The 26,311-nt window shown below is 65.0% G+C and carries 26 protein-coding genes and 1 tRNA gene; 12 read left to right on the plus strand and 15 right to left on the minus strand.

The window, feature by feature from the left end:
* Positions 1-212: 212 nt before the first annotated feature.
* From CEQ44_RS16495 to folE, 3 genes are all read right to left on the minus strand, one after another.
* Positions 213-992, minus strand: a complete 780-nt coding sequence (locus CEQ44_RS16495) for an enoyl-CoA hydratase-related protein (RefSeq protein WP_088182061.1) — start codon at positions 990-992, stop codon at positions 213-215.
* An 84-nt stretch (positions 993-1,076) separates the two neighbouring features.
* Positions 1,077-1,916: an SDR family oxidoreductase gene (locus CEQ44_RS16500; RefSeq protein WP_088182060.1), complete on the minus strand. Its 840-nt coding sequence runs from the start codon at positions 1,914-1,916 to the stop codon at positions 1,077-1,079.
* Positions 1,913-2,518 carry a GTP cyclohydrolase I FolE gene (folE, locus tag CEQ44_RS16505; protein WP_088182101.1) on the minus strand — a complete coding sequence of 202 codons (606 nt, stop codon included), beginning with the start codon at positions 2,516-2,518 and terminating at the stop codon, positions 1,913-1,915. Before folE ends, CEQ44_RS16500 begins: the two co-directional genes overlap by 4 nt.
* Positions 2,519-2,675: 157 nt before the next feature.
* Here folE and CEQ44_RS16510 point away from each other — a divergent pair, with 157 nt between their 5' ends.
* Positions 2,676-3,275, plus strand: a complete 600-nt coding sequence (locus CEQ44_RS16510; RefSeq protein WP_088182059.1) for a nucleotidyltransferase family protein — start codon at positions 2,676-2,678, stop codon at positions 3,273-3,275.
* Positions 3,276-3,288: 13 nt separating this feature from the next.
* Here the strand turns inward: CEQ44_RS16510 and CEQ44_RS16515 are convergent, their stop codons facing one another.
* Together CEQ44_RS16515 and CEQ44_RS16520 are read right to left on the minus strand one after the other, a co-directional pair.
* A complete protein-coding gene (locus CEQ44_RS16515) occupies positions 3,289-4,959 on the minus strand; it encodes an MFS transporter (RefSeq protein ID WP_088182058.1) in 1,671 nt (556 codons plus the stop codon).
* A gap of 40 nt (positions 4,960-4,999) precedes the next feature.
* On the minus strand, positions 5,000-5,734 hold the full coding sequence (locus tag CEQ44_RS16520) for a metallophosphoesterase (RefSeq protein WP_088182057.1): 735 nt from the start codon (positions 5,732-5,734) through the stop codon (positions 5,000-5,002).
* A 219-nt stretch (positions 5,735-5,953) separates the two neighbouring features.
* On the opposite strand from CEQ44_RS16520, the gene CEQ44_RS16525 reads away from it, so the two are divergent.
* The 5 genes from CEQ44_RS16525 to pgl all read left to right on the plus strand — a co-directional run bounded on the left by CEQ44_RS16525 (position 5,954) and on the right by pgl (position 11,700).
* Positions 5,954-7,162, plus strand: a complete 1,209-nt coding sequence (locus CEQ44_RS16525; RefSeq protein ID WP_088182056.1) for an acetyl-CoA C-acetyltransferase — start codon at positions 5,954-5,956, stop codon at positions 7,160-7,162.
* Positions 7,163-7,246: 84 nt separating this feature from the next.
* Positions 7,247-9,421: a 3-hydroxyacyl-CoA dehydrogenase NAD-binding domain-containing protein gene (locus CEQ44_RS16530; RefSeq protein WP_088182055.1), complete on the plus strand. Its 2,175-nt coding sequence runs from the start codon at positions 7,247-7,249 to the stop codon at positions 9,419-9,421.
* Positions 9,422-9,516: 95 nt separating this feature from the next.
* Positions 9,517-10,530, plus strand: a complete 1,014-nt coding sequence (gene galE / locus CEQ44_RS16535; RefSeq protein WP_088182054.1) for a UDP-glucose 4-epimerase GalE — start codon at positions 9,517-9,519, stop codon at positions 10,528-10,530.
* Positions 10,527-11,003: a YbaK/EbsC family protein gene (locus tag CEQ44_RS16540; RefSeq protein WP_088182053.1), complete on the plus strand. Its 477-nt coding sequence runs from the start codon at positions 10,527-10,529 to the stop codon at positions 11,001-11,003. The genes galE and CEQ44_RS16540 overlap by 4 nt, the downstream gene beginning before the upstream one ends.
* A gap of 4 nt (positions 11,004-11,007) precedes the next feature.
* A complete protein-coding gene (pgl, locus tag CEQ44_RS16545) occupies positions 11,008-11,700 on the plus strand; it encodes a 6-phosphogluconolactonase (RefSeq protein ID WP_088182052.1) in 693 nt (230 codons plus the stop codon).
* 128 nt (positions 11,701-11,828) lie between these two features.
* On the opposite strand, the gene CEQ44_RS16550 is transcribed toward pgl, so the two are convergent.
* Complete coding sequence (locus CEQ44_RS16550; protein WP_088182100.1) at positions 11,829-12,092, minus strand: hypothetical protein; 264 nt, start codon at positions 12,090-12,092, stop codon at positions 11,829-11,831.
* Between the two features lie 58 nt (positions 12,093-12,150).
* Here CEQ44_RS16550 and CEQ44_RS16555 point away from each other — a divergent pair, with 58 nt between their 5' ends.
* Positions 12,151-13,287: a pyridoxal phosphate-dependent aminotransferase gene (locus CEQ44_RS16555; RefSeq protein WP_088182051.1), complete on the plus strand. Its 1,137-nt coding sequence runs from the start codon at positions 12,151-12,153 to the stop codon at positions 13,285-13,287.
* 304 nt (positions 13,288-13,591) lie between these two features.
* Here the strand turns inward: CEQ44_RS16555 and CEQ44_RS16560 are convergent, their stop codons facing one another.
* From CEQ44_RS16560 to zwf, 5 genes are all read right to left on the minus strand, one after another.
* Positions 13,592-14,104, minus strand: a complete 513-nt coding sequence (locus CEQ44_RS16560) for a hypothetical protein (protein ID WP_088182099.1) — start codon at positions 14,102-14,104, stop codon at positions 13,592-13,594.
* A 200-nt stretch (positions 14,105-14,304) separates the two neighbouring features.
* Complete coding sequence (gene eda, locus CEQ44_RS16565) at positions 14,305-14,925, minus strand: bifunctional 4-hydroxy-2-oxoglutarate aldolase/2-dehydro-3-deoxy-phosphogluconate aldolase (RefSeq protein WP_088182050.1); 621 nt, start codon at positions 14,923-14,925, stop codon at positions 14,305-14,307.
* A 1-nt stretch (position 14,926) separates the two neighbouring features.
* Positions 14,927-15,901 (minus strand): glucokinase, encoded by a 975-nt coding sequence (glk, locus tag CEQ44_RS16570; protein ID WP_088182049.1) that lies wholly within the window; start codon positions 15,899-15,901, stop codon positions 14,927-14,929.
* Between the two features lie 97 nt (positions 15,902-15,998).
* Positions 15,999-17,825 (minus strand): phosphogluconate dehydratase, encoded by a 1,827-nt coding sequence (gene edd, locus CEQ44_RS16575; protein WP_088182048.1) that lies wholly within the window; start codon positions 17,823-17,825, stop codon positions 15,999-16,001.
* A complete protein-coding gene (gene zwf, locus CEQ44_RS16580; protein WP_088182047.1) occupies positions 17,818-19,293 on the minus strand; it encodes a glucose-6-phosphate dehydrogenase in 1,476 nt (491 codons plus the stop codon). The genes edd and zwf overlap by 8 nt, the downstream gene beginning before the upstream one ends.
* 283 nt (positions 19,294-19,576) lie before the next feature.
* Between zwf and CEQ44_RS16585 the strand changes: the two genes are divergently transcribed.
* Positions 19,577-20,398 (plus strand): alpha/beta fold hydrolase, encoded by an 822-nt coding sequence (locus tag CEQ44_RS16585; RefSeq protein ID WP_088182046.1) that lies wholly within the window; start codon positions 19,577-19,579, stop codon positions 20,396-20,398.
* A 97-nt stretch (positions 20,399-20,495) separates the two neighbouring features.
* Here the strand turns inward: CEQ44_RS16585 and CEQ44_RS16590 are convergent, their stop codons facing one another.
* Complete coding sequence (locus CEQ44_RS16590) at positions 20,496-20,915, minus strand: MerC domain-containing protein (protein WP_088182045.1); 420 nt, start codon at positions 20,913-20,915, stop codon at positions 20,496-20,498.
* Positions 20,916-21,067: 152 nt separating this feature from the next.
* Between CEQ44_RS16590 and CEQ44_RS16595 the strand changes: the two genes are divergently transcribed.
* Together CEQ44_RS16595 and CEQ44_RS16600 are read left to right on the plus strand one after the other, a co-directional pair.
* Positions 21,068-21,152: transfer RNA gene (locus CEQ44_RS16595), tRNA-Leu, on the plus strand.
* A 64-nt stretch (positions 21,153-21,216) separates the two neighbouring features.
* The gene (locus tag CEQ44_RS16600) at positions 21,217-21,402 is read left to right on the plus strand and encodes a hypothetical protein (RefSeq protein ID WP_088182044.1); all 186 of its coding nucleotides are present in this window, start codon (positions 21,217-21,219) and stop codon (positions 21,400-21,402) included.
* A gap of 33 nt (positions 21,403-21,435) precedes the next feature.
* Here CEQ44_RS16600 and CEQ44_RS16605 read toward each other — a convergent pair whose 3' ends face one another.
* From CEQ44_RS16605 to hemB, 3 genes are read right to left on the minus strand one after another with little or no spacing between them, the layout of a single operon-like run.
* The gene (locus CEQ44_RS16605) at positions 21,436-22,032 is read right to left on the minus strand and encodes a gamma carbonic anhydrase family protein (RefSeq protein ID WP_088182043.1); all 597 of its coding nucleotides are present in this window, start codon (positions 22,030-22,032) and stop codon (positions 21,436-21,438) included.
* Positions 22,033-22,045: 13 nt separating this feature from the next.
* Positions 22,046-24,253, minus strand: coding sequence for a fused MFS/spermidine synthase (locus CEQ44_RS16610; RefSeq protein ID WP_088182042.1), 2,208 nt, complete (start codon positions 24,251-24,253; stop codon positions 22,046-22,048).
* A complete protein-coding gene (hemB, locus tag CEQ44_RS16615; RefSeq protein ID WP_088182041.1) occupies positions 24,253-25,248 on the minus strand; it encodes a porphobilinogen synthase in 996 nt (331 codons plus the stop codon). Before hemB ends, CEQ44_RS16610 begins: the two co-directional genes overlap by 1 nt.
* Before the next feature lie 169 nt (positions 25,249-25,417).
* Here hemB and CEQ44_RS16620 point away from each other — a divergent pair, with 169 nt between their 5' ends.
* Positions 25,418-25,801, plus strand: coding sequence for a hypothetical protein (locus tag CEQ44_RS16620; protein WP_088182040.1), 384 nt, complete (start codon positions 25,418-25,420; stop codon positions 25,799-25,801).
* A gap of 55 nt (positions 25,802-25,856) precedes the next feature.
* Positions 25,857-26,240, plus strand: a complete 384-nt coding sequence (locus tag CEQ44_RS16625) for a VOC family protein (protein WP_088182098.1) — start codon at positions 25,857-25,859, stop codon at positions 26,238-26,240.
* Positions 26,241-26,311: the final 71 nt, after the last annotated feature.

The following is a 26,311-nucleotide window of genomic DNA, read 5'->3' on the forward strand; positions in this document are numbered from 1 at the left end:
TCACAACGAGCCAATCAGGGGGCGCTTGAGCGCCGCACCCCTCCCCAAACAATAGCGGCGGATGCATGTCTGCATACGCCATCGTTTCTGCGTTTTCTTGTGAAACGAGACTGTCGGGAAACTCCACCATAGGCCAATGAGATTTTCTCGGCCTATGGCAGAACAATCAATATGTTACGGATAATTTCAAGGCGGGCTTGCGCTGCAATATTTCAGCGCCCCTGCCAGACGGCGGGGCGCTTTTCGACGAAGGCGGTCATGCCCTCCTTCTTGTCCTGCGTCGCCGTCAGTATCTGGAACAGGCGACGTTCGGTCAGCAGGCCCTGGGCCAGGCCGGTTTCGAAAGCGATGTTGACCATTTCCTTGTTCATCATCGTGGCCATCGGCGGCATCGCGGCGATCGCCGCAGCGGTCTTGAGCGCTTCGTCCAGAAGGTCAGCGGCGGGCACGATGCGGCTCACCAATCCCGATCGCTCGGCTTCGGCCGCGTCCATCATCCGGCCGGTCAGGCACATTTCCATCGCCTTGGCCTTCCCCACCGCGCGGGTCAGGCGCTGCGACCCGCCCATGCCCGGCGCAACGCCCAACTTGATTTCGGGCTGGCCGAATTTCGCGGTATCGCCCGCCAGGATGAAGTCGGCCATCATCGCCAGTTCGCACCCGCCGCCCAGCGCAAAGCCCTGCACCGCCGCGATCCAGGGTTTGCGGGTGGCGACGACGCCGGTCTGCCAGCCGGAAAAGAAATCCTCCAGGAAGAAGTCGGCGGCGTCCTTGTCGACCATTTCCTTGATGTCGGCCCCGGCGGCGAACGCCTTTTCGCCGCTGCCGGTCAGCACCGCGCAGCGCTGGGTCGGATCGGCGTCATAGGCGCCAAAGGCGGCGCTCAGTTCCCTCAACACCTGGCTGTTGAGCGCGTTCAAGGCCTGCGGCCGGTTGAGCGTGATCAGCGTCACCGCGTCGCGCTGTTCGACCAGGATGGTTTCATAGGTCATCGCCGTCTCCTTTAAGCTTTGAGACCGCTCTATTGGTATGGGCGGCGCTTCGCCAGCCCCCACCGCACCGCATTTGCGCCGAGCCTATCGGCACAGATGCATGAAATCGCGATCATAGCTTTTAAGATGCGCCCCGCCATCGACATAGAGCGTCTGCCCAGTCACGGCGGTCGCTTCGACCAGATAGAGAACCGCCTGCGCGATTTGCTCGGCCTGCGGCAGGCGGGCGAGCGGCATCATCTGCGCCAACCGCTCCATCTGTGCTTCGTCATAGTCGGGAGTGGCGATCGTCAGGCCCGGCGCGACGGCGTTCACCCGCACCTTGGGCGCGAGGCTGGCGGCGCTGGTGCGCGTGAGCCCGGCCAGCGCAAGCTTGGAGAGCGTATAGGCCAGTTGGTCGGCATGGGGATGGTCGATCCGCTGGTCGAGAATGTTGACGATGCAGCGATCGCCGACGCCCGCCGGTATGGTGGCGAACGCCTTGGTTAGCAAAGTGGGCGCGGCGCAGTTGACGGCATAATGGCGCATCAGGTCGTCGGCGGTGACCGTGTCGAGCCGGTCCTGCCCGAACAGGGCGGCGCTGTTGATCAATATGTCGGGCGGACGGCCGAAGCGTTCGGCCACCCTGGCCACCAGTTCCTCCGCCCCTTCGGGATCGGCGAAATCCACCACGAAGCCATCCCATTCGGTCCGCTCCTCCTCGAAGGTCAGCGCCAAATGGGAATCGAGCCGCGTGTCGTGGCTGCCATGGACGGCGAGTGAATGGCCCGCCTTTGCCAGCGCAGCGGCAATGATGCCGCCCAGCCGCCGATGCCCGCCAGTGACAAGCGCCAGCCGCTTGGGCGCCAGCGGTGCGCCGACCGGCGCCACGCTGCTAGGCGCCTTGCCCAGGGGACGATAGGCTGGTTCCTTGTCGTCGCTCATGAAGCGATGAGCTTCAGCACTTCCTCCCGCGACTTTTCACTGTCGCGGAACACGCCGAGCATACGGCTGGTCTTCATGACGACGCCCGGCGTGCGGACGCCGCGCCCGGTCATGCAGCCATGGGTCGCCTCTATCACAACAGCGACGCCCTGAGGCTTCAAATGCTCCCAGATGCAGTTGGCGACTTCGGACGTCAGCCGTTCCTGCACCTGCAACCGGTTGGCATAGGCGTGCAGGACGCGGGCCAGCTTGGAAATGCCGACCACATAATCGCCGGGCAGATAGGCGATATGCGCCTTGCCCACGATCGGCGCCATATGATGTTCGCAATGCGACTGAAACGGAATACCCTTGAGCAGCACGACATCGTCATAGCCGCCCACTTCGTGGAAGATACGCGAGAGATGATAGGCCGGGTCGTCGCCATAACCGCGGCAATATTCCTTCCAAGCGCGCGCCACCCGTTCGGGCGTTTCCAACAGACCTTCGCGTTCGGGGGCGTCGCCCGACCAGCGGATCAGGGTCCGGATCGCCTCGCTGACTTCGGCCGGGACCGGCACCTTGCCGTCGCCAACAATTTCCGTTTCGAGTTCACATGCCATGAACAGGGCCACTCCTTATGCTGTTGGCGTGGCATATGGCGGCTGGGGTCCGCGATGGCCAGTGTCTTTCGGGGATGCTGGACACAAGATCGCCGGGGTGGCAAGTCGGGGGATAATCGGGATCGCCACATCACAATGTCTCTGCCCTTCGTCTCCCATGCGCACTGAACGAATCGCCGCCGTCCTGCTGGCGGCCGGATCATCCACCCGCTTTGGCGACGATGACAAGCTGATGGCCGACCTGCGCGGCAAGCCGCTCGCCGCCCATGTGCTAGAAACGGTCGCGTCCATGGCCTTTGCCGAACTGGTCGCGGTCGTGCGCCCGATCGGGCAGGCCCCAGTCATCCATCGCAAGCTGGACCGGCGCGGCTATAGCATCATCGTGAACGACCGGCCCGAAGAGGGGATATCGGGCAGCATCGTGCGCGCGGTCGAACATGTCATGCCCAACATGAAGATACGCGGCATATTGATCTGCCTGGCCGACATGCCCGACGTGCCGCAGACCCATTATAACCGCATCTGCCTGGCCGCGGAGGATATAAGGTCCGTGGTCGCCTCCACCGACGGCTTCTCCTCCTCCCCGCCCGCTTTTATCGGCCGCAAGCATTTCCCCGAATTGCTAGCGTTGAAGGGCGACCAGGGCGCGCGCGCGCTGCTGAGCCATGGCCTACAGATCGAAACGAGCGGCAATGTGCTGCACGATATTGACACGCCGGAGGATCTGCCCGGCTGGCGGCCGGTGACGCCACAATAGGTCCAGAGCGGCTTTAGTTCGACCGGGTTGGATCGGTCATCGGATCGCCCATTTCACGGGGATCGGGGGCGCGGCTCATCGGCAGCGATCCGGTCTGCCGCTCCAACAGCCTATGCACCACCGGAGAGCCCGGCCCGGAATGCAACGCATGGATGGCCTGGCTGTTGTCGATGTCGGCCACGGTACGCCGCTGATTGTGGCGGACATAATCGAGCCAGGTCGAGACATGATAGCGCTCCACCCAAAGCGACGGATCGCCCAGGTCGCGCATCAGCGTCCAGCCATGGGCACCGTCACGCCGGCGGATGCGCCGCCGCTCGCTCATCGCGGAGAGGAAGGGCACGACCGAACCGGCCGGGATGCGATATTCGATGGTGACGACCACCGGCCCGCTGCGCGGCTCCACCGGCACCGCGGTGTCGGGTTCGCGCCAGCTGTTCTGGAGGTCGAGATTATCCTCGCCAGTCTGCGCCAGCGGACGAAGAAGGCCCAGCATGGCGGCCACGAGCTGCGCCGCGGCGGAGGCATAGAGCGCCTCGACAACGCCATGATGCTCGGCGATCCAGCCGAACATCCAGGCGCCGATCGCCATGCCGCCGAAAGCGGTCATCTGATAGAGCGACACTGCCCGCGCGACGACCCAGCGCGGCGCCGACATCTGGACCGACACGTTGAAGGTCGCCAGCGCCGTCACCCAGCCCATGCCCGCCAGCAGATAGCCGAGCAGGGCCAGCGCGAGCGAGGTGCTCGCGCCCGTGATCGCGGTGCCCAGCGCCAGGATCAGCGCGGCCGACCGCACCATCGTTTCCACCGAGAAGCGCGCGCGCAGACGGCGGGTGGACAGGGCGGCCAGCACCGCGCCGATGCCGAATGCGCCACTGGTAAGGCCGAACGTCAGCGCCCCGCCGCCCAGCACGTCGCGCGCGACCAGCGGCATCAGCGCCGACACCGCGCTCGCGCCGATGCCGAAGACCGCGGCGCGCAGCAGCACCAGCCGGATATTGGGCGACATGGCGACGTAGTTCAGCCCAGCCTGCATCGCCACGCCCAGACGTTCGCGCGGCAGCAGCTTGGGCGGCAGGTCAGGCCGCCAGCGAAACAGCACGGTCAGCAGCGCTATATAGCTGACCGCATTGGTCAGGAACGCCGCCGCCGCCCCCGCCACCGCGACGATCACGCCGCCCAGCGCCGGTCCGACGCTGCGCGCCAGGTTGAAGCCCATCGAATTCATTGCGACCGCGCTGGGCAGGATGGCGCGCGGCACCATGTCGCCGACCGACGCCTGCCAGGCAGGACCGTTGATCGCGGTGGCGCACCCCAGCAGGAAGGTGAAGCCCAGCAGCAGCCAGGGCGTGACGAGGCCAGCCCAGGCAGTGAGCGCCAGCGCGGTGGATATGACCAGCATCGACGCCTGACACGCGATCATGACCTTGCGCCGATCGAGATTGTCCGCGACCGCACCGGCCCACAGCGACAGCAGCATGATCGGCAAGGTGGTCGCGGCCGGAACCAGCGCGATCAGTTGGGGCGAGGCGGACAGCGACGTCATCATCCACGCCGCGCCCACCGACTGGATCAGGCCGCCGAAGTTGGACGCAAGGCTGGCGGTCCAGATCGCGCGAAAGATGGGGATGGAAAGCGGCGAAGGGTTTTGCTGATTCGAGGCGGGCGTCGCGCTGTCCATAGTGGCGGATATAAGCCGCAATGGCCGACGCGCAACGCTTCTAGACGCGCCCCGTCCGCAACGCGATCGCCCAGTCGGGGCGGCCGTGCGCTGCGGCTGCGCAAGCGGCGGCTTCCCAATCGTAGGCGATCGCGAGCAGTTCCACCCGCCACCCGTCCGCCATCACATCCGCTATCGCATAGCGGGCATGGGGCGATCCGGTCTCCACCTTGTGCGGGAATGGATGCTCGTCGGCATAGGCGGGCAGGCCGACGCTGCCGGGATTGACGATCATCCTGCCGCCGGGCCTATGGTGGATGCGCGGGATATGGGTGTGGCCGCACAGGATCAGCGGCGCGGCGACGCCCCCTGCCCGCGCCTCCACTTCCTGGGCCGTCGCAGGCCGCAATCCGGTGGGGTCGAGCGTTTCGAGCCAATAGCAAAGATCGTCGCCCGGCGCACCATGGACCATCAGCACATCGTCGGCGAGCCATAGGCTGTCGGGCAGCGACGCGATCCAGTCGCGATGACGGGATTGCAGGACCGCGTCGGTATAGCGGTCCGACGCGCCCATGCGGCCCGGACGCTGGGTCAGCAATTGCCTCTCATGATTGCCGCGGATCGTGGGCAGGTCGAGCGCCATCAGCCGGTCGGCCGTCTCGCATGGCCAGAGCGGGCCGGACAGGATGTCGCCCAGATTGACGATCGCATCCACGCCCCGCCCCTCGACATCGGCCAGCACGGCGTCCAGCGCGGCGATATTGCCGTGGATGTCGGAGAGGATGGCGATCCGCATCGCCCGTCAATGACACAGGGATTCGCACCGCGAAAGGGCGGCGTGCGACAGCGAGTTGGACAATATTGGCGATGTTTCGAGTAACTGCCCTGCCCTGCCGCTACGGCAGGGCGGGAAGGCATCAAGCCCGTGCATTTACACTTGCACTTTACGTAAACGTAAATACATTTCGCTTCACATCCAGTGCGCCCACAGGGCAGCCCACGGAGAGGGAAAGACATGGAAGCCTTTATTTACGACGCCGTAAGGACGCCCCGTGGCCGGGGCAAGGCCGACGGGTCGCTCCACGAAATCACGCCGATCCAGTTAGCGACGCAGGTGCTGGAAGCCGTGCGCGATCGTAGCCAGATCGACACGGCGGATGTCGATGACGTCATCCTGGGCTGCGTCAGCCCGGTGGGTGAACAGGGCGCGGACATCGCCCGCATCGCGGTGCTGAACGCCGATTATGCGCAGACCGTGCCGGGCGTGCAGATCAACCGCTTCTGCGCGTCGGGGCTGGAGGCGGTGAACATGGCTGCCGCGAAAGTCTATTCCGGCGAAGCGATGTTCGCGATCGGCGGCGGCGTCGAATCGATGAGCCGGGTGCCGATGGCGTCGGACGGCGGCGCGTGGGCGATGGACCCGTCGGTCGCCTACAAGACCTATTTTGCGCCGCAGGGCATCGGTGCGGACGTGATCGCCACCAAGTTCGGCATCAGCCGCGACGATGCAGACGCCTATGCCGTCGAGAGCCAAAAACGCGCCAAGATTGCCTGGGACGAAGGGCGGTTCGCCAAGTCGATCGTGCCGGTCAAGGATGTGATCGGCCGAGTCGTGCTGGACCATGACGAACATATGCGCCCCGATGCCACGATGCAGTCGCTGGGCGCTTTGAAGCCCAGTTTCGCTGCGCTGGGCGAGGACATGCCCGGCTTCGATACGGTGGCGCTGCTGCGCTATCCTGAACTAGAGAAGGTCAACCATGTCCACCACGCCGGCAACAGCAGCGGCATCGTGGATGGCGCGGCCGCCGTGCTGGTCGGCAACAAGGATATGGGCGACAAATTTGGGCTGAAGCCCCGCGCCCGCATCCGCGCCATGGCCTCGATCGGCTCGGAACCGCTGATTATGCTGACCGGGCCGGAGTTCGTCGCGGGCAAGCTGCTGAGCCGTGCGGGCATGACCACGGCCGACATCGATCTGTGGGAACTGAACGAGGCCTTCGCGTCGGTCGTGCTGCGCTACATGCAGGCGATGAACCTCGACCATTCGAAGATCAACGTGAATGGCGGCGCGATCGCCTTTGGCCATCCGCTGGGGGCTACCGGAGCGATGGTGCTGGGCACCGCGCTGGACGAGCTGGAGCGGACCGGCAAGGGCACCGCGCTCATCAACCTGTGCGTCGGCGCGGGCATGGGCACCGGCATCATCATTGAGCGTATCTAAAAATATAACATGAGCCCTTCGACATTCGAACGAGACAAGTGTCTCGTTCGAACAGGGCGAACGGCATTGAGAGGTAGCATCATCATGCAGACCATCGCATTTGACATCGACGCTGACGGCATCGCCACGCTGACCATTGACGTACCCGGCCAGACGATGAACGTCATCGGCCCGGACTTCATAGCGGACATGGACGCCGCAATCACGCGTATCGCGTCCGAAGAGGGCATCAAGGGCGCGGTCATCGCGTCGGGCAAGGATAGCGGCTTCATGGCCGGCATGGACCTGAAATTTTTCGGGTCGATGCTGGCGAAGGCGGGTGACGCCCCCGCGCCGGCCGCGCTGTATGACGATCTGTTCGTGCTGAACGCCCTGTTCCGCCGCCTGGAAACCAGCGGCAAGCCGGTCGCCTGCGCGGTCGAAGGCACCTGTGTCGGTGGCGGGTTCGAACTGGCGCTGGCCTGCCATCGCCGTTTCGTCGGCGACAGCTCCAAGACGCAATTGGGCCTGCCCGAAATCCTGATCGGCCTCTTCCCCGGCGGCGGCGGGTCGCAGCGCCTGCCGCGCATCATGGGGGTGCAGGCGGCATTGATGTATATGCTCCAGGGCAAGCTGTTCCGCCCGGCGGAAGCAGCGATGCTTAAGGTCGTGGATGCGGTCGTGCCGCAGGGCACGGCGGTCGAGGCGGCGCGGGACTGGGTGAAGGCCAATCCCAACGCCAACACCCAGCCGTGGGATGTTAAGGGCTATAAGGTGCCCGGCGGTGCCGGCGGCTTCAACCCTGCCTTCGTCCAGACCATGGCCGGCGCGCTGCCGATGACGCTCAAGCAGACCCAGCGCAACATGCACGCGCCGATCGCTTTGCTGTCGGCCGTCTATGAAGGCATCACCTTGCCGATGGACCGGGCGATCCAGATCGAAAGCAAATATTTCGCCAGGGTCGCCGCCGACCCGCAGGCGAGCAACATGATCCGCACCCTGTTCGTCAACAAGCAGGCCGCCGAACGCGGCGCGCGCCGTCCCAAGGATCAGCCCAAGGCGCCGACGCGTAAGCTGGCCATGCTGGGCGCTGGCATGATGGGCGCCGGCATTGCGACCGTCGCGGCGCAGGCGGGGATCGAGGTCGTGCTGTTCGATCGCGACCTGGCCTATGCGCAGAAGGGCAAGGCGCATGTCGAGGCGGTTCTCAAGAAGCGTCTGGGCAAGGGCATGACGCCGGAGAAGCTGGCGGAAACGCTGGCCCGCGTGACGCCGACCACCGACTATGCCGACTTGGCGCGGGCGGACTTCGTGATCGAGGCGGTGTTCGAGGATGTGAGCATCAAGGCGGAAGTCACGAAAAAGGTTGAGGAAGTGCTGGGCGCGGATACCATCTTCGGGTCCAACACCTCCACCCTGCCGATCACGAAGCTGGCGCAGGCCTGGACCAAGCCGGAGAATTTCATCGGCGTCCATTTCTTCTCGCCCGTCGAGAAGATGCCCCTGGTGGAGATCATCCTGGGCGAGAAGACCGGTCCCGCCGCCATCGCCAAGGCGCTGGATTTCGTGGCACAGATCAAGAAGACGCCGATCGTCGTGCATGACAGCCGCGGCTTCTACACCTCCCGCAGCTTCGGCACCTATGTGCAGGAAGGCGCGGAACTGGTCGGCCAAGGCGTCAATCCGGCGCTTATTGAAAATGCCGGCAAGCAATTGGGGATGCCCACCGGGCCGCTGGCCGTGAGCGACGAAGTTTCGATCGAACTGGGCTGGAAGATCATGAGCGCCGCGAAAAAGGAGCTGGGCGACGCCTATGTGCCGCAGGGGTCCGACGACATCATGGTCAAGATGGTCGAGGCGGGCCGGCTGGGCCGTAAGAATGGCAAGGGCTGGTACGACTATCCCGAAGGCGCGAAAAAGCATCTGTCGCCGGTTCTGGGCGAGATGTTCCCCCGCGCGGCCGAGCAGCCCGCTGTCGAGGCGGTGAAGGAGCGGCTGCTCTATCGCCAGTTGATCGAATGCGCCCGCTGTTTCGAGGAAGGCGTACTGGAGACGCCGGAGGATGGCGATATCGGCGCGATCTTCGGCTGGGGCTTTGCGCCCTATACCGGCGGGCCGTTCAGCCATATGGACACGGTCGGCATTGCCCATGTGGTGGCCGTACTGGACCGGCTGGCGGCGGCGCATGGCCCGCGCTTCGCGCCGACGGCGCAGTTGCGGGAGATGGCGGCGAGCGGGGCGACTTTCTATCGGCCGGTTCCGGCGAAAGCAGCGGCGTGACTTGTTGCTCTGCCTGCGCCGGGGAACACAGGCTCTATAAATTTTAACAACACTCGGCTAGGTCTCCCGGCAACAGGCTGGGAGACCTTTTTCTTATGAGCGACAAACCAACGGTCCTGGTCACGGGCGGCGCGGGCTATATCGGCAGCCATGCGGTGCTGGCGCTCAAGGATTCCGGCTATGGCGTCGTGGTGATCGACAATCTGGTCACTGGCTTCGATTGGGCGGTGCCGGATGGCGTAACATTGGTGCGCGGCGATATCGCCGATCAGCCGCTGGTGGAAGCCACGTTGCGCGACCACGACGTCAAGGCGATCATGCATTTCGCAGGGTCAGTCGTTGTGCCAGAGTCGGTCGAAAACCCTTTGAAATATTATCATAACAACAGCGCCAAGACCCGCGACCTGATCGAAAGCGCGGTGCGCGTGGGCGTGCCGCATTTCATTTTCTCGTCCACCGCCGCCACCTATGGCACGCCGGACGTTGAAGCGGTGCGGGAGGATACGCCGCAGCGGCCGATCAATCCCTATGGCATGTCCAAGCTGATGACCGAATATATGCTGCGCGACGTCGCCGCGGCGCACCCCATGAACTTCTGCGCGCTGCGATATTTCAACGTCGCGGGCGCGGACCCGCAGGGGCGGACGGGCCAATCGACGGCGGGGGCAACCCACCTGATCAAGGTCGCGGTCGAGGCGGCTTTGGGCAAGCGGGAGAGCGTGGCCGTGTTTGGCACGGATTTCGATACGCCCGACGGAACGGGCGTGCGCGACTATATCCATGTGACCGACCTGGCTGCCGCGCATCTGCTGGCGCTGGAGGCGTTGATGGCGGAGCCGGATCGCAACCATCTGCTCAACTGCGGCTATGGCCGGGGATTTTCGGTGATGGAAGTGCTGGACGCGGTCGATCGCGCGACCAATATGCCCGTCAAGCGCGTCATGGCCGGCCGCCGGGCGGGCGATCCGGGCAAGCTGATTTCCGATAATAGCGCCATTTTGAAGACCTTCCCCTGGGAGCCGCGCCATGCCGATCTGGACCAGATCGTCGCCCATGCGCTGGCATGGGAGCGCAAGCTGGGGGAGCGCGAAACAGGCGGGCGCGGATGAGCGAGGCGAGCGTCCGCGCCTTCTTCGCGACCCACGCGTCCGATGTGGCGATCATCGACCAGGGCGTCAGCACGGCAACGGTGCTGGAGGCCGCCGCAGCGCTGGGCGTCGAACCGGCGCGGATCGCCAAGACGCTGTCGCTGCGCGTGGGCGAGATGGTCGTGCTGGTATGCACGCGGGGCGATGCGCGGCTCAGCAATGGCAAGGCGAAGGCCGCGCTGGGCGCCAAGCCGCGGATGCTGGGCGGGGATGAGGTGGAGGCGATCACCGGCCATCCGGTCGGCGGCGTGTGCCCCTTTGGCCTCGCCTCTCCCCTGCCCGTCTATTGCGACGTGTCGCTCAGGGATTTCGCCACCGTCTTTCCGGCGGCCGGATCGCGCACCAGTTCGGTTGAACTGACGCCGGATCGGCTGGCGGCCTTGACGGGGGCGCAATGGGTGGACATTTGCACGCTGCCTGAGATTCCGGAGTAGCCCCATGCCGACCGAACATATTTTCGCCACCGGGGCGCAGGCCGCAGCCGGCATCGCCGCGCGCATCGCCACGATCCTGTCCGATGCGATCGCGCAGCGCGGCGTCGCCAGCATCGCGCTGTCCGGCGGCCGTTCGCCCCGGCCGGTGCTGGAAGCCCTGAGCCACGCTGATCTCGACTGGTGCAAGGTCGTGGTAACGCTGGTCGACGAACGCTGGGTCACCCCCGACAGCGCCGACAGCAATGAAAAGCTGGTGCGCGACACGCTGCTCAAGGGCGCGGCCGCGCAGGCGCGTTTCGTGCCGATGAAAACGCCAGCGACGGACGCATATGCGGGGCAACCGGCGATAGAGGCAGCTTTCGCCGACCTGCCCTGGCCGCTGGATATCATATTGCTCGGCATGGGCGACGACGGGCATACCGCCTCGCTGTTTCCTGAGGGCAAGGAACTGGCCGAGGGACTGGCGACCAAAGCGCTGACGATCGCGGCGACCCCGCCAGTCGCGCCGCACCAGCGCATGTCGCTGACGGCACATGGGATCTTGCAGAGCCGCCATATCTTCCTGCAAATCAGCGGGGCGGGCAAGAAGGCGGTTTATGATCGTGCGCTGGCGGGTGGTCCGGTCGAAGAACTGCCGATCCGCTTGGCGCTGTTGCAGGATGTCGTACCGGTCGAGGTCTGGATCGCGGAAATCTGATCCAAGAGCCGTTCGCCCTGAGCCCGTCGAAGGGCCCTTCTTTTCTTCCGATCTTCGAGAGGAAACAGAGGGCTTCGACAGGCTCAGCCCGAACGGAAGAGAAATGTGCGGATCAAGCCCAGATTGCGCTAATCCCGCACCTCATGTTTCGAAATCAGGTAGCGCCAGACGCCGACCGCGTTGATGACCAGCAGCGCGACATTCTGCCAGCCTATCCCCTCGCTGTTGTGATCGAGGAAACCCCAGGCGGTCAGCGCGATTGAGGATGTGACGAACAGTACGAATGCCCATCCGGTTATGCGTCGCCCCAGGTTCAGCGAAACGATCAGCGCCGCAAGTGTCGCAGCGCCAGCGCCATAATATTGCAGGGCGGTCAGGACGGTCTGGTTCATGCCGGCTAGAACGTAGCGGCCATGGACATGGTTGCCACGCCGCTTTACGCCACGCGGCATGATCGCCGACATATCCCCCTTCCACGCCATCGCCATCAGCCGCGAAGCCCATGCGCTCGAAGCGGCGGGCCGGTCCATCCTGCATATGGAATTTGGCCAGCCGTCCACCGGCGCGCCCGCCGACGCCATCGCCATGGCGCATCATGTGCTGGACACAGAGGCGATGGGCTATTGGGAAAGCACGCCGCTCAAGCAGCGGATCGCCCGCCATTATGGCGAGCGGCATGGCGTGGCGGTGGACCCCGAACAGATTTTGCTGACCTGCGGCGCGTCGCCCGGCTTGGTGCTGGCGCTGACCTGCCTGTTCGCGCCGGGCGCGCGGGTAGCGACGGCGCGGCCGGGCTATGTCGCCTATCGCAATAATTTGAAGGCGCTCTACCTGGAGCCGGTCGAGGTCGCGTGCGGCCCGGCCGAACGCTATCAGATCAGCCCCGACGCGCTGACGGCGATCGATCCCGCGCCCGATGGCCTGATCCTCGCCAGCCCGGCCAATCCCACGGGCACGATTATCCCGGCGGACGAACTGGCGCGGATCGCTGCAGTCTGCGATACACGCGGTATCCGCATCATTTCCGACGAAATCTATCACGGGTTGAGCTTTGGCGAACCGGCCCATTCGATGCTGGAATTCGCGCCCGACGCCGTGATCGTGAACAGCTTTTCCAAATATTATAGCATGGCCGGCTGGCGGCTGGGCTGGATCGTGGTGCCGCCCGCGCTGATCGACGCGGCGCGGGCGCGGATGGGCAATCTGTTCCTGACCCCGCCGGTGCTGGCGCAGCGCGCCGGGCTGACCGCGTTCGATTGCACCGACGAACTGGAGGGGCATGTCGAAAGCTATCGCCGTAACCGGCAATTGCTGCTGGACGCCCTGCCCGCTCTCGGCCTGGCCAGCATCGCGCCGCCCGACGGCGCTTTCTACATCTATGCCAACATCAGCCACCTGACCGATGACAGCCTGCGCTTCTGCCAGAAACTGCTGCGCGAAACCGGGGTCGCGACCGCGCCAGGGATCGATTTCGATCCCGTCGACGGCCACCGCTTCATCCGCTTCAGCTTCGCGGTGTCCACCGACCGGGTCGAGGATGCGATCGCGCGGATGGTGCCGTGGTTCCAAGCGCAGGGCGGGCGCTAGGGCGGTTGCGATAGGGGGTGGCGTCCTGCCATTGCGCTTTGCGCCTGACTTCGCTTTGACGACGACTCAAAAATCCCGTCACCCCAGCGACCCGAAGGGCGGCCGAAGGCCAACGCTGGGGTCTTGTGCGGGGGCACGCGGCGGTTCGGCTTGGCACTTACTTAATCGCATCGCGTCTTCGCCTGAGACCCCAGCCTACGCTGGGGTGACAGCAGTGAAGCAAAGGCTTGTCGGTCCTACAGACCGGTTACCGAAAATCTGCTTGTGGTCGTCGCCAAACACACCGCTTCGGCATATGCTCCCGTTATGGCTGCGGCAAGCGTGCCTTCATCGCGTCGATGCGGTCATTCTGCTGATCGACCAGCGCCAGCGCCGCGCTGCGAGCCGCGTCGATATCTTCCAGCCCGCCGGCCGCCTTGCCATCAGCGACGGCGTTGCTGCGCGTCACATAGAGCGTGTCGAGGCTGGCGAGCGCCGACACGCTGTCGTTGCGCGCAGATTCAAGCGAGCTGATCGCTACCTGCGCCGCGACCCAGGCGTCGCTGGACACGCCTGCACCCTTGGCCGCGCCGACGGCCCGGTCGGCGCGCGCATAGGCGGCGTCGAAGGCGGCAGCGCCCTTGTCGGCCTGGGCGACATGACGGCTGATTTCCGCCGACAGTGCCGCATCGGCCGGCACCGGCGCGGCGGGCGGCGCGATCTTCGCCACCGGGGCGCTTTCGATCGGCCGCTTGGCGAGCGAGGGATAGTTTTGCGGCGCCCCCGCACAACCGGACAGGAACAGGGCCAGGGCGGTGAGGAGGCGGCGCGGTGTCATGGCTTTCATCTAGGGCGGCACACGATCAGACGCAATGGCGGGCGCGCCTTCAGATGATACAGGATTCTACACTGTCGCCGTTCGCTTCGAGCCCAGTTGAGAAGCGGCCAGCAGGGTGCCAGCGTTTAGCTCCGGCGCGCAGCTCTGCCTCGTTTCTCGACTTCGCTCGAAACGAACGGACCGTAGGCAAGGGAATCAGATCAGCGCGGCAATGCCGCCGCTTCGCGCGCCAGTGCCTCGATCTTGGCTGCGTCCACCGGCCCCTTGGGCACGACCCAGCTGCCGCCGACGCATTTTATGAAGGGCTGGGCCAGCCATTCGGGTGCATTTTGCGGGGTGATGCCGCCGGTCGGGCAGAAGCGCGCCGTGTGCAGCGGCGCGGCCAAAGCCTTAAGCGCGGGCAGGCCGCCAGACGTTTCGGCCGGGAAGAATTTGAAGTGCGTGAGGCCCATGTCCATCCCGCGCATGATGTCGCCGGCCGTGGCCGTGCCAGGCAGGAAGGGGATTTTGGCCGCGATCGCTGCCTTGCCCAGCGGCTTGGTGAGGCCTGGGCTGACGATGAAGCGCGCGCCAGCCTCCATCGCGGCGTCGAGCTGCGCCGGGTTCAGCACTGTGCCCGCGCCAACCACCGCGCCCTCGACCTTGCTCATTTCGCGGATCACGTCCAGCGCAGCGGGGGTGCGCAGCGTCACTTCCAGCGCGGGCAGGCCGCCCGCGACCAAGGCGCGCGCGATCGTCAACGCGTCCTCCACCCTGTCCACCACCAGCACCGGGATCACCGGGGCCAGTTCCATCACTTGTTCGACGGTCAACTTGCTCATCTTATTTCTCCCGGAATGCGGCGGCGGCCCCGAACAGGCCGATTTCATCATGAATGGCCATGCGGATCGGCACGGTCGCCATCAGGCTTTCGAACCGGCCCTTGGCCTTGAAACGGGTATGGAAGCCGCTGTGCGGCAGGAAATCGCGCATCCGCTGGGTCAGGCCGCCGGCCAGCACGACGCCGTGCGGCCCATGGGCCAGCGCCAGGTCGCCCGCGATTGATCCATAGCAGAGGCAGAAACGCTCCAGCGCGGCGCGGGCGAACGGGTCGCTATCCTCCAGCGCCGCCTGCCACAATTCGGGGTCTTCCATCAGCACGACGCGATCATGACCGATCGTGCCCAACGCCTTGTAGATATAATTGAGGCCCGGCCCGGACACGATCCGCTCGGTCGATACGCGCAGGAATTTGTCGCGCAGATAGGAAAGGATTTTTTCCTCGATGGGGTCGAGCGGCGCGAAGTCGAGATGGCCGCCCTCCGTCGCGATGACATGGGGATGGCCTTGGTCATAGGCGATCAGTGCGACGCCCAGGCCCGTGCCCGGCCCCAGGATGGTGACGCCGCCATCGCTGGGAAAGGGCTTGTCCTCACCGAACAGCAGCGGGAGGTTTTCGTTCGGCAGGCGCGACACGGCATGGGCCACCGCCTCGAAATCATTGACCAGGCGCACCGTATCGACGCCGATGTCGGCGGCCAGCGTATCAGCGCGGATCACCCAACTGCTGTTGGTCAGCTTGATGACGTCGCGCCCGATCGCGGTGGCGAAGGCGATCGAGGCCGCCCTGGGCAGGTCGCCATCCCCTTCCTTCTTTTCGTCTTCGGCGAAGGCGGCCCAGCAGGCCTGGAGGCTGGGATAGTCGGCCACCTTATATTTGCGCACGGTGCCGAGCGTCGGCACCCCCTTCGCGTCCAGCGATGCGCGGGCGAAACGGGCGTTGGTCCCGCCGATATCGGCGGCGATGATGTCGGTCATATCACTCTCCGTCCGTTCGCCCTGAGCCTGTCGAGGGGCCACACTCCTCTTCAAACAAGAGAAGGGCTTCGACGGGTTCAGCCCGAACGGAATTAAATTAAACTTCGCTTTCCATCGCCGCCAGGATCGGCGACGCGCCTTGTTCGGCCAAGTCGCTATGATGGCGGAACAGCGCGAACAGCTCGCGACCGGTATCATAAGGCGGAGGCGGGGCGGCGGGGATGTCGCGCGCGTCCCATGTCGCCGCATCGACCAGCGCCTCGACCGTGCCGGTCTCCGCGCATACCCGCACGACATCGCCGTCGCGCAGCTTGCCGATCGGGCCGCCGCCCAGCGCTTCGGGCGACAAATGGATGGCGGCGGGCACCTTGCCGGACGCGCCGGACATGCGCCCGTCGGTAAGCAATGCGACCTTGAACCCGCGATCCTGCAAGACGCCCAACGCCGGGGTCAGCTTGTGCAGTTCGGGCATCCCGTTGGCTTTCGGCCCCTGGAAGCGGACCACGACGACAACGTCGCGCTCCAGTTCGCCCGCCTTGAACGCGCGCAGCACATCGTCCTGGTCCTGGAAGACGGCGGCAGGCGCTTCGATCGTCCAGCGCACCGGATCGACCGCGCTCACCTTCATGACGCAACGGCCGAGGTTGCCCTGGAGCAGCTTCATGCCGCCATCGGCGCTGAACGGATTGGACACGGGGCGCAGCATCGCATCGTCGCGCGCGGCAGGCACATCCTTCCAGGTCAGCGCTTCGTCCTCCAGCACCGGTTCCTTGCCATAATCGGTGAGGTCGGCGCGCGCGACCGTCATGATGTCCCGATGCAACAGGCCATTGTCCAGCAATTCCCGGATGATATAGGCCGTACCGCCCGCGGCGTGGAAATGGTTCACGTCGCCCGATCCATTGGGATAGACCCGCGCCAGCAGCGGCACGACGTCGGAAATCTCGGCAAAGTCGGTCCAGTCGACATGAATGCCCGCCGCCCGCGCGATGGCGGGAACATGGATCGCATGGTTGGTGGAGCCGCCCGTCGCCATCAGACCGATGATCGCGTTGACGATCGCCTTTTCATCGACGCAATGGCCGAGCGGCCTGTAGTCGTCGCCATCCCATCCAATGTCCGCCACCCGATGCGTCGCCGCGCGGGTCAGTTCGCTGCGCAGCTTCGTGCCCGGATTGACGAAGGCGGCGCCGGGCATGTGCAGGCCCATCATCTCCATCATCATCTGGTTGGAGTTGGCCGTGCCGTAGAAAGTGCAGGTGCCCGCGCCATGATAGGAGGCGCTTTCGGATTCCAGCAGCTCCTCGCGGCCCACTTTTCCTTCGGCATAGAGCTGGCGGATGCGGACCTTTTCCTTGTTGGCCAGGCCCGATGGCATCGGCCCGGCCGGGATCAGGATGGTGGGCAAATGGCCGAAACGCAGCGCGCCGATCAGCAGGCCGGGCACGATCTTGTCGCATATGCCCAGCAGCAACGTGCCCTCGAACATCGCGTGGCTGAGTGCGACGGCGGTGCCCAGGGCGATCGTGTCGCGGCTGAACAGCGACAGGTCCATGCCCGCCTGCCCCTGCGTCACGCCGTCGCACATGGCCGGCACGCCGCCCGCCACCTGCGCCGTCACCCCGATTTCGCGGGCGGCGATCTTGATCTGCTCGGGGTAGCGGCCATAGGGCTGATGCGCCGAGAGCATGTCGTTGTACGACGTCACGATGCCGATATTCATCGCGCGGCCGGTGCGGATCACGGCCTTGTCCTCCCCGCTCGCGGCAAAGCCATGGGCGAGGTTGCCGCAGGACAGTTGATCGCGGTTGGTGCCCGCGTCGCGGCCCCGCTCGATCAGGTCGAGATATTTCAGGCGCGACGCGGCGCTGCGCTGGACGATGCGCTCCGTGACCTTGGCGATTACGGGATGTAGGTCAGTCATGCCAGCTGGCTCCGTCACGTTCGATAAGGGCAATGGCCGAAGACGGCCCCCAGTTCCCGGACGAATAGGGCGACACCTTCATGTTCGCCTCCTTCCATCCATCGATGATCGAATCGATCCAGGCCCATTGCGCCTCTACCTCGTCGCGGCGCACGAACAAGGTCTGGTCACCGACCAGCAGGTCCAGGATCAGCCTTTCATAGGCGATGCGGCGGCGCTGTCCGGCGAAGGCAGCGGTCAGAGACACGTCCAGCGTCACCTCATCCAACTTCACCTGCCGTTCCAGCCCCGGCCTTTTGCTCATGATGGTCAGGCGGATATATTCCTCCGGCTGCAACCGGATGACCAGAGTGTTCGCCTCCAGACCCGAACCGCCGCCCGACGCCTGGCCATCACGGCCGAAGATCGAATGACGCACCGGCTTGAACCGGATCATGATTTCGGACTGGCGCGCCGGCATCCGCTTACCGGTGCGCAGGTAGAAGGGTACGCCCTGCCAGCGCCAATTGTCTACAAAGGCCTTCAAGGCCACGAACGTCTCGGTGTCCGATGGCTGGCCCAGTTCGTCGGCATAGCCGGTGACGATCTGCCCGCCGACCGCGCCCGGCGTATATTGGCCGCGCACGCTCAAATGCTTGACCGTTTCGGCGGTCATCGGGCGTAGCGATCGCAGCGCCTTCACCTTCTCGTCGCGCACCGCGGTCGGGTCCATGCGCGCGGGCGGTTCCATCGCGATGATCGACAGGATCTGGAGCATGTGATTCTGCACCATGTCGCGCAGCGCGCCGACCCCGTCATAATAGGAAACGCGGCCTTCCAGCCCCACCGTCTCGCCCACGGTGATCTGCACATGGTCGATCGCCGTCGTGTTCCACAGCGGTTCGAACATGACGTTGCCGAAGCGTAGCGCCAGCAGGTTCTGGACCGTTTCCTTGCCCAGATAATGATCGACGCGGAAAATCTGTTCTTCGGCGAACAGCGAGCCGATGCCGTCGTTTACGACCCTGGACGACGCCAGATCCTTGCCGATCGGCTTTTCCATCGCAATGCGCGTGCGCGGCGTGATGAGGCCGGCTTCGCTCAACCCCTGCGCGGTCGGTGCGAACAGCGATGGCGGGGTGGACAGATAGACCGACAGGCCGCGCTCCAGCCGGCCGTCGATGCGCTCGGCCAGTTTCGCGAACTGATCCGCATTGCCCGCATCGACAGGCTGATAACCGATCAGATTGAGGAAGCGCCCGGCCACATCCGCGTCATAGCGGTCGGCGGGCAGGAACTGCTGCAACGCGGCATCGACTTCCATGCGGAAGGCGTCATCGTCCATCTCCGACCGGCCGGACGCGACGATCAGGAAGTCGTCGGGCAGCAAACCGTCGGAGAGAAGATTGTAGAGCGATGGGAAGATCATGCGGCGGGCCAGGTCACCCGTGGCGCCAAATAACAGGAACGTAGCAGACGGCTCGGTCAAAGGATGGTCCTTCTCCGTTTGAAGTTGTCTATGTCTGCACGAAGCCGCCCTTATAGCGGTCGCGGATCGTTACGCAAGAAGGCTATCGTCCAACGCGCCGCGCGGCAACAAGATGACGCGAAAAGGCGAAAAAGTGGCGGGAACTTCCCCGGCCGTCGCGCGATTGAAGGGCTGTATATGCCGAAGGGGCAGATCACCCGACAGCATGATCGCTGCACGATGGGCAGGCCCAACGGCCTGCCGCCAACCTATCCCAACACATAAAAAATCAGGAGAATGTCTTATGGCCCAGGTCGCAACTCGCGATGGCGCTTCGCTGCACGTCAAGGATATGGGCGATGGCCCGCCGGTCGTGCTGATCCATGGCTGGCCGCTGACCGGCGACATGTGGGAATATCAGACGCTTGCACTGGTGGAGGCGGGCTATCGTGTCATCACCTATGACCGCCGCGGCTTTGGCCATAGCAGCCATCCTGCCACCGGCTATAACTATGATGTCTTCGCCGACGATCTTGCCGATGTGCTGGACCATCTCGACCTGCACCAGGCGGCGCTGGTCGGCTTTTCGATGGGTGGCGGCGAAATCGCCCGTTATCTGTCCCGCCATGGCGCCGGCCGGATCGCGCGGGTCGCGCTGATCGCGTCGGTCGTGCCCTATCTGCTCAAGGACGACAGCAACCCCGATGGTGTGGATATCGGCGTGCTGCAGGACATGAAGGACCAGGTGCGCAAGGATCGCTTCGCCTTCCTGCAGAGTTTCGCCAAGACCTTCTACGGCGTCGGCTGGGTCACCAGTCCGGTCAGCCAGGGCCTGCTCGACTGGAGCTTCATCCTGGGCGTGATGGCCAGCCCCAAGGCGACGATCGATTGCGTCGATGCGTTCGGCCAGACCGATTTCCGCGCCGATCTGGCCGCTTTCACCGTGCCCACGCTCATCGTCCACGGCACCGCCGACAAGACCGTGCCGATCGACCCGACCGGACGGGCGGCGGCAGCAGGCATCCCGCAGGCCACCTTCCTTGAATATGACGGCGAACCCCACGGTCTGTTCGCCACCGCGCCGGACCGGCTGAATAGCGATCTGATCGACTTTCTGGGCGGTTGATCCACGGCAATGACGGTGCGGACGCGCAAGGGATAATCCACTCCCGGCATAGATAGCGTGAGGCGGCGCGCCCAACCGCGGGCCGCTTCATCGACTATCAGCCGCGCCGCTGTCCGCGCCCGCGCCGCCAGTTGCGGATATGCGCGCCGGCCAGCAGCGCGCTGCCCGCTACGGTCCAGACCGCCTCGGCGATTTCGCCCGTTGCTATGAGCGCGCCGACAGCCATCAGCCCAAGCCCGGCGACGCCTAGTAGCATCGGGCCGGGCGCACCATAGCGCCGCCACCCCTGCCCCAGCGCGGACACACTGGTCGGCACCGCCAGCGCCAGCATGAGCAGATGGAAGGATTCGCCCGGATCGATGCGGCTGGCAAAGGCGGGAAGCAGCGCGAACAGCAAGGGCAGGCCCAGGCAGTGCAGCGTGCAGAGCGACGAGGCGCACAGCGCGAAGCCGTCGAGCCAGCCGGTCCGGGCTGGCAGGCATTTCCCGATTTTCCGCCGGTCGTCACAAGAAGTCATAATAATCCAATTATGATATAACATTACATTTACGAGTGCATCTGGTCTTGTCGGGGGGTGCTGTCAACCGGGACGGGATGACTTTTCCGTCTTTTGCCGATTTTCGGCTGGACGCCCGCGCCGGATTTTGTCATCTGGCCGTCACCAGCCGTGCGGGCGTGGTGAAACTGGTAGACGCGCCGGACTCAAAATCCGGTTCCGCAAGGAGTGTCGGTTCGATTCCGACCGCCCGCACCACTGGCCCTCCTAACAGAGCGCCCCTACTATCGCGAGCCGAACGCAGCCATGCTATGGCGGCGTCATGAAGGCTCGCCACATCCTGCCGCCCTTGCTGTTCGGGCTATTGGTGCTGATCGTCATCAGCGCGGGGGACGCCTTGTTCTGGAGCGTCGACCATGCGGTCGAAAACCTCCCCCCGCGCATACTGACAGTGGCCGTTTTCGTCGGCCTGTGGCTGGTGCGTCGATATAAGCGGACGGTGCGCTAACCCCTGCGTCGTTCATCTCCAGCAACGCCAACCTTACTCCGCCATCGCCCTGATCGCGCCCCTATGCGCCTTGGCGTTGTGGACATAGTGATCCACCCCCTCGCGCATGTCGATCAGCGCCGCGTCGGACAGGTCGCGCATATATTTGGCCGGCCGCCCCGCCCATAATTGGCGATGCAGCACCGTCTTGCCGGGCGACAGCAGCGCGCCCGCCGCCAGCATCGCGTCGCTTTCCACCGTGCATCCGCTCATCACGATCGCGCCCAGGCCCACAAAGGCCCGATCCTGCAACACGCAGCCATGGATCATCGCCATATGGCCGATCAGCACATCGTCGCCGATGATCGCGGGCCAGCCTTCGGCGGGGCGGCCATCGGCGCGGTCGCCGGGGCTGTCGCAATGGATGACCGTGCCATCCTGAACATTGCTTCGCGCGCCGATCCGCACCCGGTTCACATCGCCGCGAATGACGCAATTATACCAGATGCTGGCATCCTCGCCGATCTCCACATCGCCGATGATTCGGCACCCCGGCGCGATGAAGGCGCTGGGGTGGATGACCGGGGTTTTGCCGTTGAACGGGATAATGCTGGCGCCAGGATGAGCATCGGGATGGGCGGAGCCGGTCACGGCATCTCTCCTCTTATGGTTTGATCTTCAGCACCGGCAGGATGCTGGCATGGTCGTCGGTCCAGGCCGAAAAACCGGGCTTTGGCTTTAGGATATCCCATGGCTCGCCGCCCGACACGCGCGCCAGCCGGTCCAGTTGCGCCGGATTGCGCGACAGCGCGACCCAGATCGACGCGGCGTAGCGCCGCGCGGCATCCCGCTTGGCGGGCTTGTAATGGCGCAGCCGCGCGTGCCAGCCGCCGGCCACGGCATCGCCCGCCACCACCGGCCGCAGGTCGAGATAGCGGTTGGAGATGTGGATCAGCAGCAGCCCGCCCGGCGCCAGGCGGCGGCCATAGATCGCCATCGCTTCGCGCGTCAGCAAATGCATCGGGATGGAATCGGATGAAAAGGCGTCGATCACCAATATGTCCGCGCCGCCCGCCGGCTGCCGCGCCAGCGTCATGCGCGCGTCGCCGATGACGATGTCGGCGCGCGGCTGGCACCGCGCCAGGAAGCTGAAATCGGCCGGATCGCGCGCGATCGCCACCATGGCAGGATCGATCTCATAGAAACGCCAGGTTTGACCGGAGCGGGCATAGCAGGCGAGCGTCCCCGCCCCCAGCCCTACCACGTCGATCCGCGCCTTGCCCCCGAACAGGTCGAGCGCATGGCCCAGCGCCAGCCCGACGCCGGATTTGGGCGCATAGTAGCTGGTCGGGTCGCGCTCCCGGCCCGGCTCCAGATTCTGGACGCCGTGCAATGTCGTGCCATGGAACAGGATGCGTTCGGTCGGACTCTTGTTGGCGACGCCATAGACGCCGAAATAGCTGCGCGTCAGCATTCCGCTGGCTGACTGCGACAATTTCTCCCAACCGCTCAGGCACAGCATCAGATAGACCAGCATCGCCGCGGTCATGAACCGCTGGCCCAAAGTCAGGATGGCCATCGCGATGATCGCGCAGAAGCTGAGCGATTTGACCAGCGGCGGCGTATCATCGCCCAGCGCCAGCCCGCCGCCCAGCGTCGACAACGCCAGGCCCAGCAACAGCATGAGCGGCACCAGCCACACGCGGCGGCCCGTATCTTCCCACAACAGCCGCGGCAGGCGCAGCGTCGCTTCGCGCGCCGGCAGCAACAGTGCGGCGGCGATTAGCAGGATGGGATATTCATAGGTCCAGTCGAAGATCAACGGGGCCAGCAGCGCGCAGAACAGCCCGCCCACCATGCCGCCCACCGACATCAGCAGGTAGAAGCGGGTCAGATGGACCGGTTCGGGGCGCAGCTCGTAGAGGCGCGCATGGAGCGCGGTGGCGACGACGAACAGCACCGCCAGGATGCCCAGCGCGATGAAGACCGGGAAATGGATGCCGCCGGTAAAGGCGATGCACGCGCCGATCAGCAGCACCAACGGCGCGATCAGGATGCTAAGATCCGCCCCGCCGCGGCGCGCCGCAAAGGCGACCGAGAAGCTGAGCAGATAGAGGCCAAGCGGCAGCACCCAGAGCAACGGCATCGCGACGATGTCGGTGGTGAGGTAGAGGCTGGTCGACATCATCAGGCCCGATGGGACAGCCGCCAGCGTCATCCAGTGCAGCATCCTGCGGCGATCAGGCCGGGGCGCGTCGCTCGCCTGTGTCGTTGCCTCCGCAGCGCTGCCGGGCGGCAGGCGGCGGGCGCTGGCATAGACCAGAAAGAAGAGCGCGCCATAGCAGAGCGACCAAAGGATACTCTGCGCCTTCAATGTCAGCAGCGGCTCGACCAGCAAGGGATAGGCGATCAGCCCGGCGAAACTGCCCAAGTTGGACGCGGCGTAAAGCGGATAGGGATCGCTGCCGTCCGACAAGGCGAACCAGCGTTGCAGCAAGGGCGCCTGCGCCGCGACCACAAAGAACAGCGGCCCGATCGATGCCGCCAGCAGCCACAGCACCCAGAGCGCGGGCTCCATATCCTGCGGCGGTTGCCAGCCCATCAGGCCGATCGGCAGGAAGATGGCGGCGACCAGGAACAGGCCGAGGTGGATCAGCGCCTGCCGCCGCGCCGGGAACCGCCCCAGCATATGGGCATAGGCATAGCCGCCCAGCAGGAGCGCCTGATAGACCAGCATCGCCGAATTCCACACCGACGGCGCGCCGCCCAGACGCGGCAGCGCCATGCGGGCGATCATCGGCTGGACAAGGAAGAGCAGGAACGAGCCTGCGCAGATCGTGACGACGAAGCGCGCGCGCGTCCCGATCTGCATCAGGCCCCCAGCAGCCGCGCGGCGTGGAGGGCATGATAGGTCAGCACGCCGCTGCACCCCGCCCGCTTGAACGCCATCAATGTCTCCAAAATCAGCGCGTCGCGGTCGCCCGATCCGGCGGCTGCGGCATGTTCGATCATCGCATATTCCCCTGACACCTGATAGGCGAAGACCGGCACGGCGAAGCGGTCGCGCACCCGCGCGATGACATCCAGATAGGGCAGGCCCGGCTTCACCATCACGCTGTCCGCCCCCTCGGCCAGGTCCAGCGCGACCTCGCGCAGCGCTTCCTCGCCATTGGCGGGGTCCATCTGATAATTTTTCTTGTCGCCTTTGAGCAACCCGCGCGATCCCACCGCGTCACGGAACGGGCCATAGAAGGCGCTCGCATATTTGGCGGCATAGGCCATGATCTGGACATTGGGGTGCCCGCCCTGCTCCAGCGCCGCACGGATCGCGCCGACCCGGCCATCCATCATGTCGCTGGGCGCGATGATGTCCGCGCCCGCCGCCGCCTGGTTGAGCGACTGGCCGATCAGTATGTCGATCGTGGCGTCGTTCAGCACATAGCCCGTCTCGTCCAGCAGCCCGTCCTGGCCATGGGCGGTATAGGGGTCGAGCGCGACGTCGGTCAGGATGCCGATGTCGGGCACGGCATCCTTGATCGCGCGGATGGCGCGGCACATGAGGTTATCGGGATTGAGCGCTTCGGCCCCGTTGTCGCTGCGCCTTTCAGCTTGCGTGTTGGGGAACAGGGCGAGGCAGGGAATGCCCGCATTTCGCGCGTCCCTGGCCCGTTCCACCATTAGGTCCACCGACCAGCGCGACACGCCGGGCAGAGCCGCGATCGGCTCCTCCACGCCTTGCCCTTCGTTAACGAACAGCGGCCAGAGGAAATCGCTGGGCGACAGGCGGTTTTCGGCGTGCATCGTCCGGCTCCAGGCCGATGCGCGGGTGCGGCGCAGGCGCAGCGCCGGGTAGGGTGCGTAGGTCATCGCGCGGGTGTAGGCGGCGCGAGGCGAGGGATCAAGCGGGGCGCGTCGACCATGGCGAGCGGGCGACGGTGCCGATCCCTTAGACATTGGTCGAAGCCGCGGCATTCGATCATCTTTCATTAATCCCATCGGCGCATGCATTTACCCAGCGACCCATAGGAAAACCGTCATGATCAACGTCACATCGGACAAGAGCCGCAAGCTCGTCATCGCGCAAATGTCAGGATTTCTCGATCCTGCCGACGTCGATCGATTCAACGCGGACAAGGAAGCCGCGGTGACGGCTATGGGGCTGGGATCGGGCGAGTATGTCATGCTCATCAATACTGAAGGCTGCGTCATCCAGTCGCAGGAGGTCGTCGCCGCCTTCACCCGCGTCGTGCTGGACACGCGGTTCAAATCGAAAAAGCTGGCGGTGGTGCGGCACGACAATCTGACCCGATTGCAGACCCGCCGTATCCTGAGCGTACGCGACGACGCGGAGATATTCGCGTCGGTCGCGCAAGCCGAGGCCTGGCTGTTCGATGTCGGCGAACAACACCGCGTCGCCTGAACCAACCATCGATCGAAACCTGGCGGGCAGCGCATCCATCACCTATGAACCGCCGATGCGCGCCATCCACCACATCGCCCTCATCTGTTCAGACTATGACCGCTCGCGCGCCTTCTATCGCGACATATTGGGCCTGCCCGTCATTCGCGAAATGTGGCGCGCCGATCGGCAGTCGTGGAAGTGCGATCTTGACGCGGGCAACGTGCAGATCGAACTCTTCTCCTTCCCCGCGCCTCCGGCCCGGCCCAGCCGCCCGGAAGCCTGCGGCCTGCGTCACCTGGCCTTCACGGTCGCGGATATCGACGCGGAGGTGGCGCGGCTCGATACCGCAGGCGTTCCATGCGAACCGATCCGCATCGACGAATATACCGGCCAGCGGTTCACCTTCTTCACCGACCCCGACGGCCTGCCGCTAGAACTCTATGAGGCTGAGAAATAAACAAAGTTCCGTTCGCTTCGAGCGTGTCGAGAAGCGGATAGAGCCGCGCTTCCCGTTTCTCGACTTCGCTC

Origin of the sequence: Sphingobium sp. Z007 (assembly GCF_900013425.1) — a bacterium.
In the GTDB taxonomy this organism is placed as follows: domain Bacteria; phylum Pseudomonadota; class Alphaproteobacteria; order Sphingomonadales; family Sphingomonadaceae; genus Sphingobium.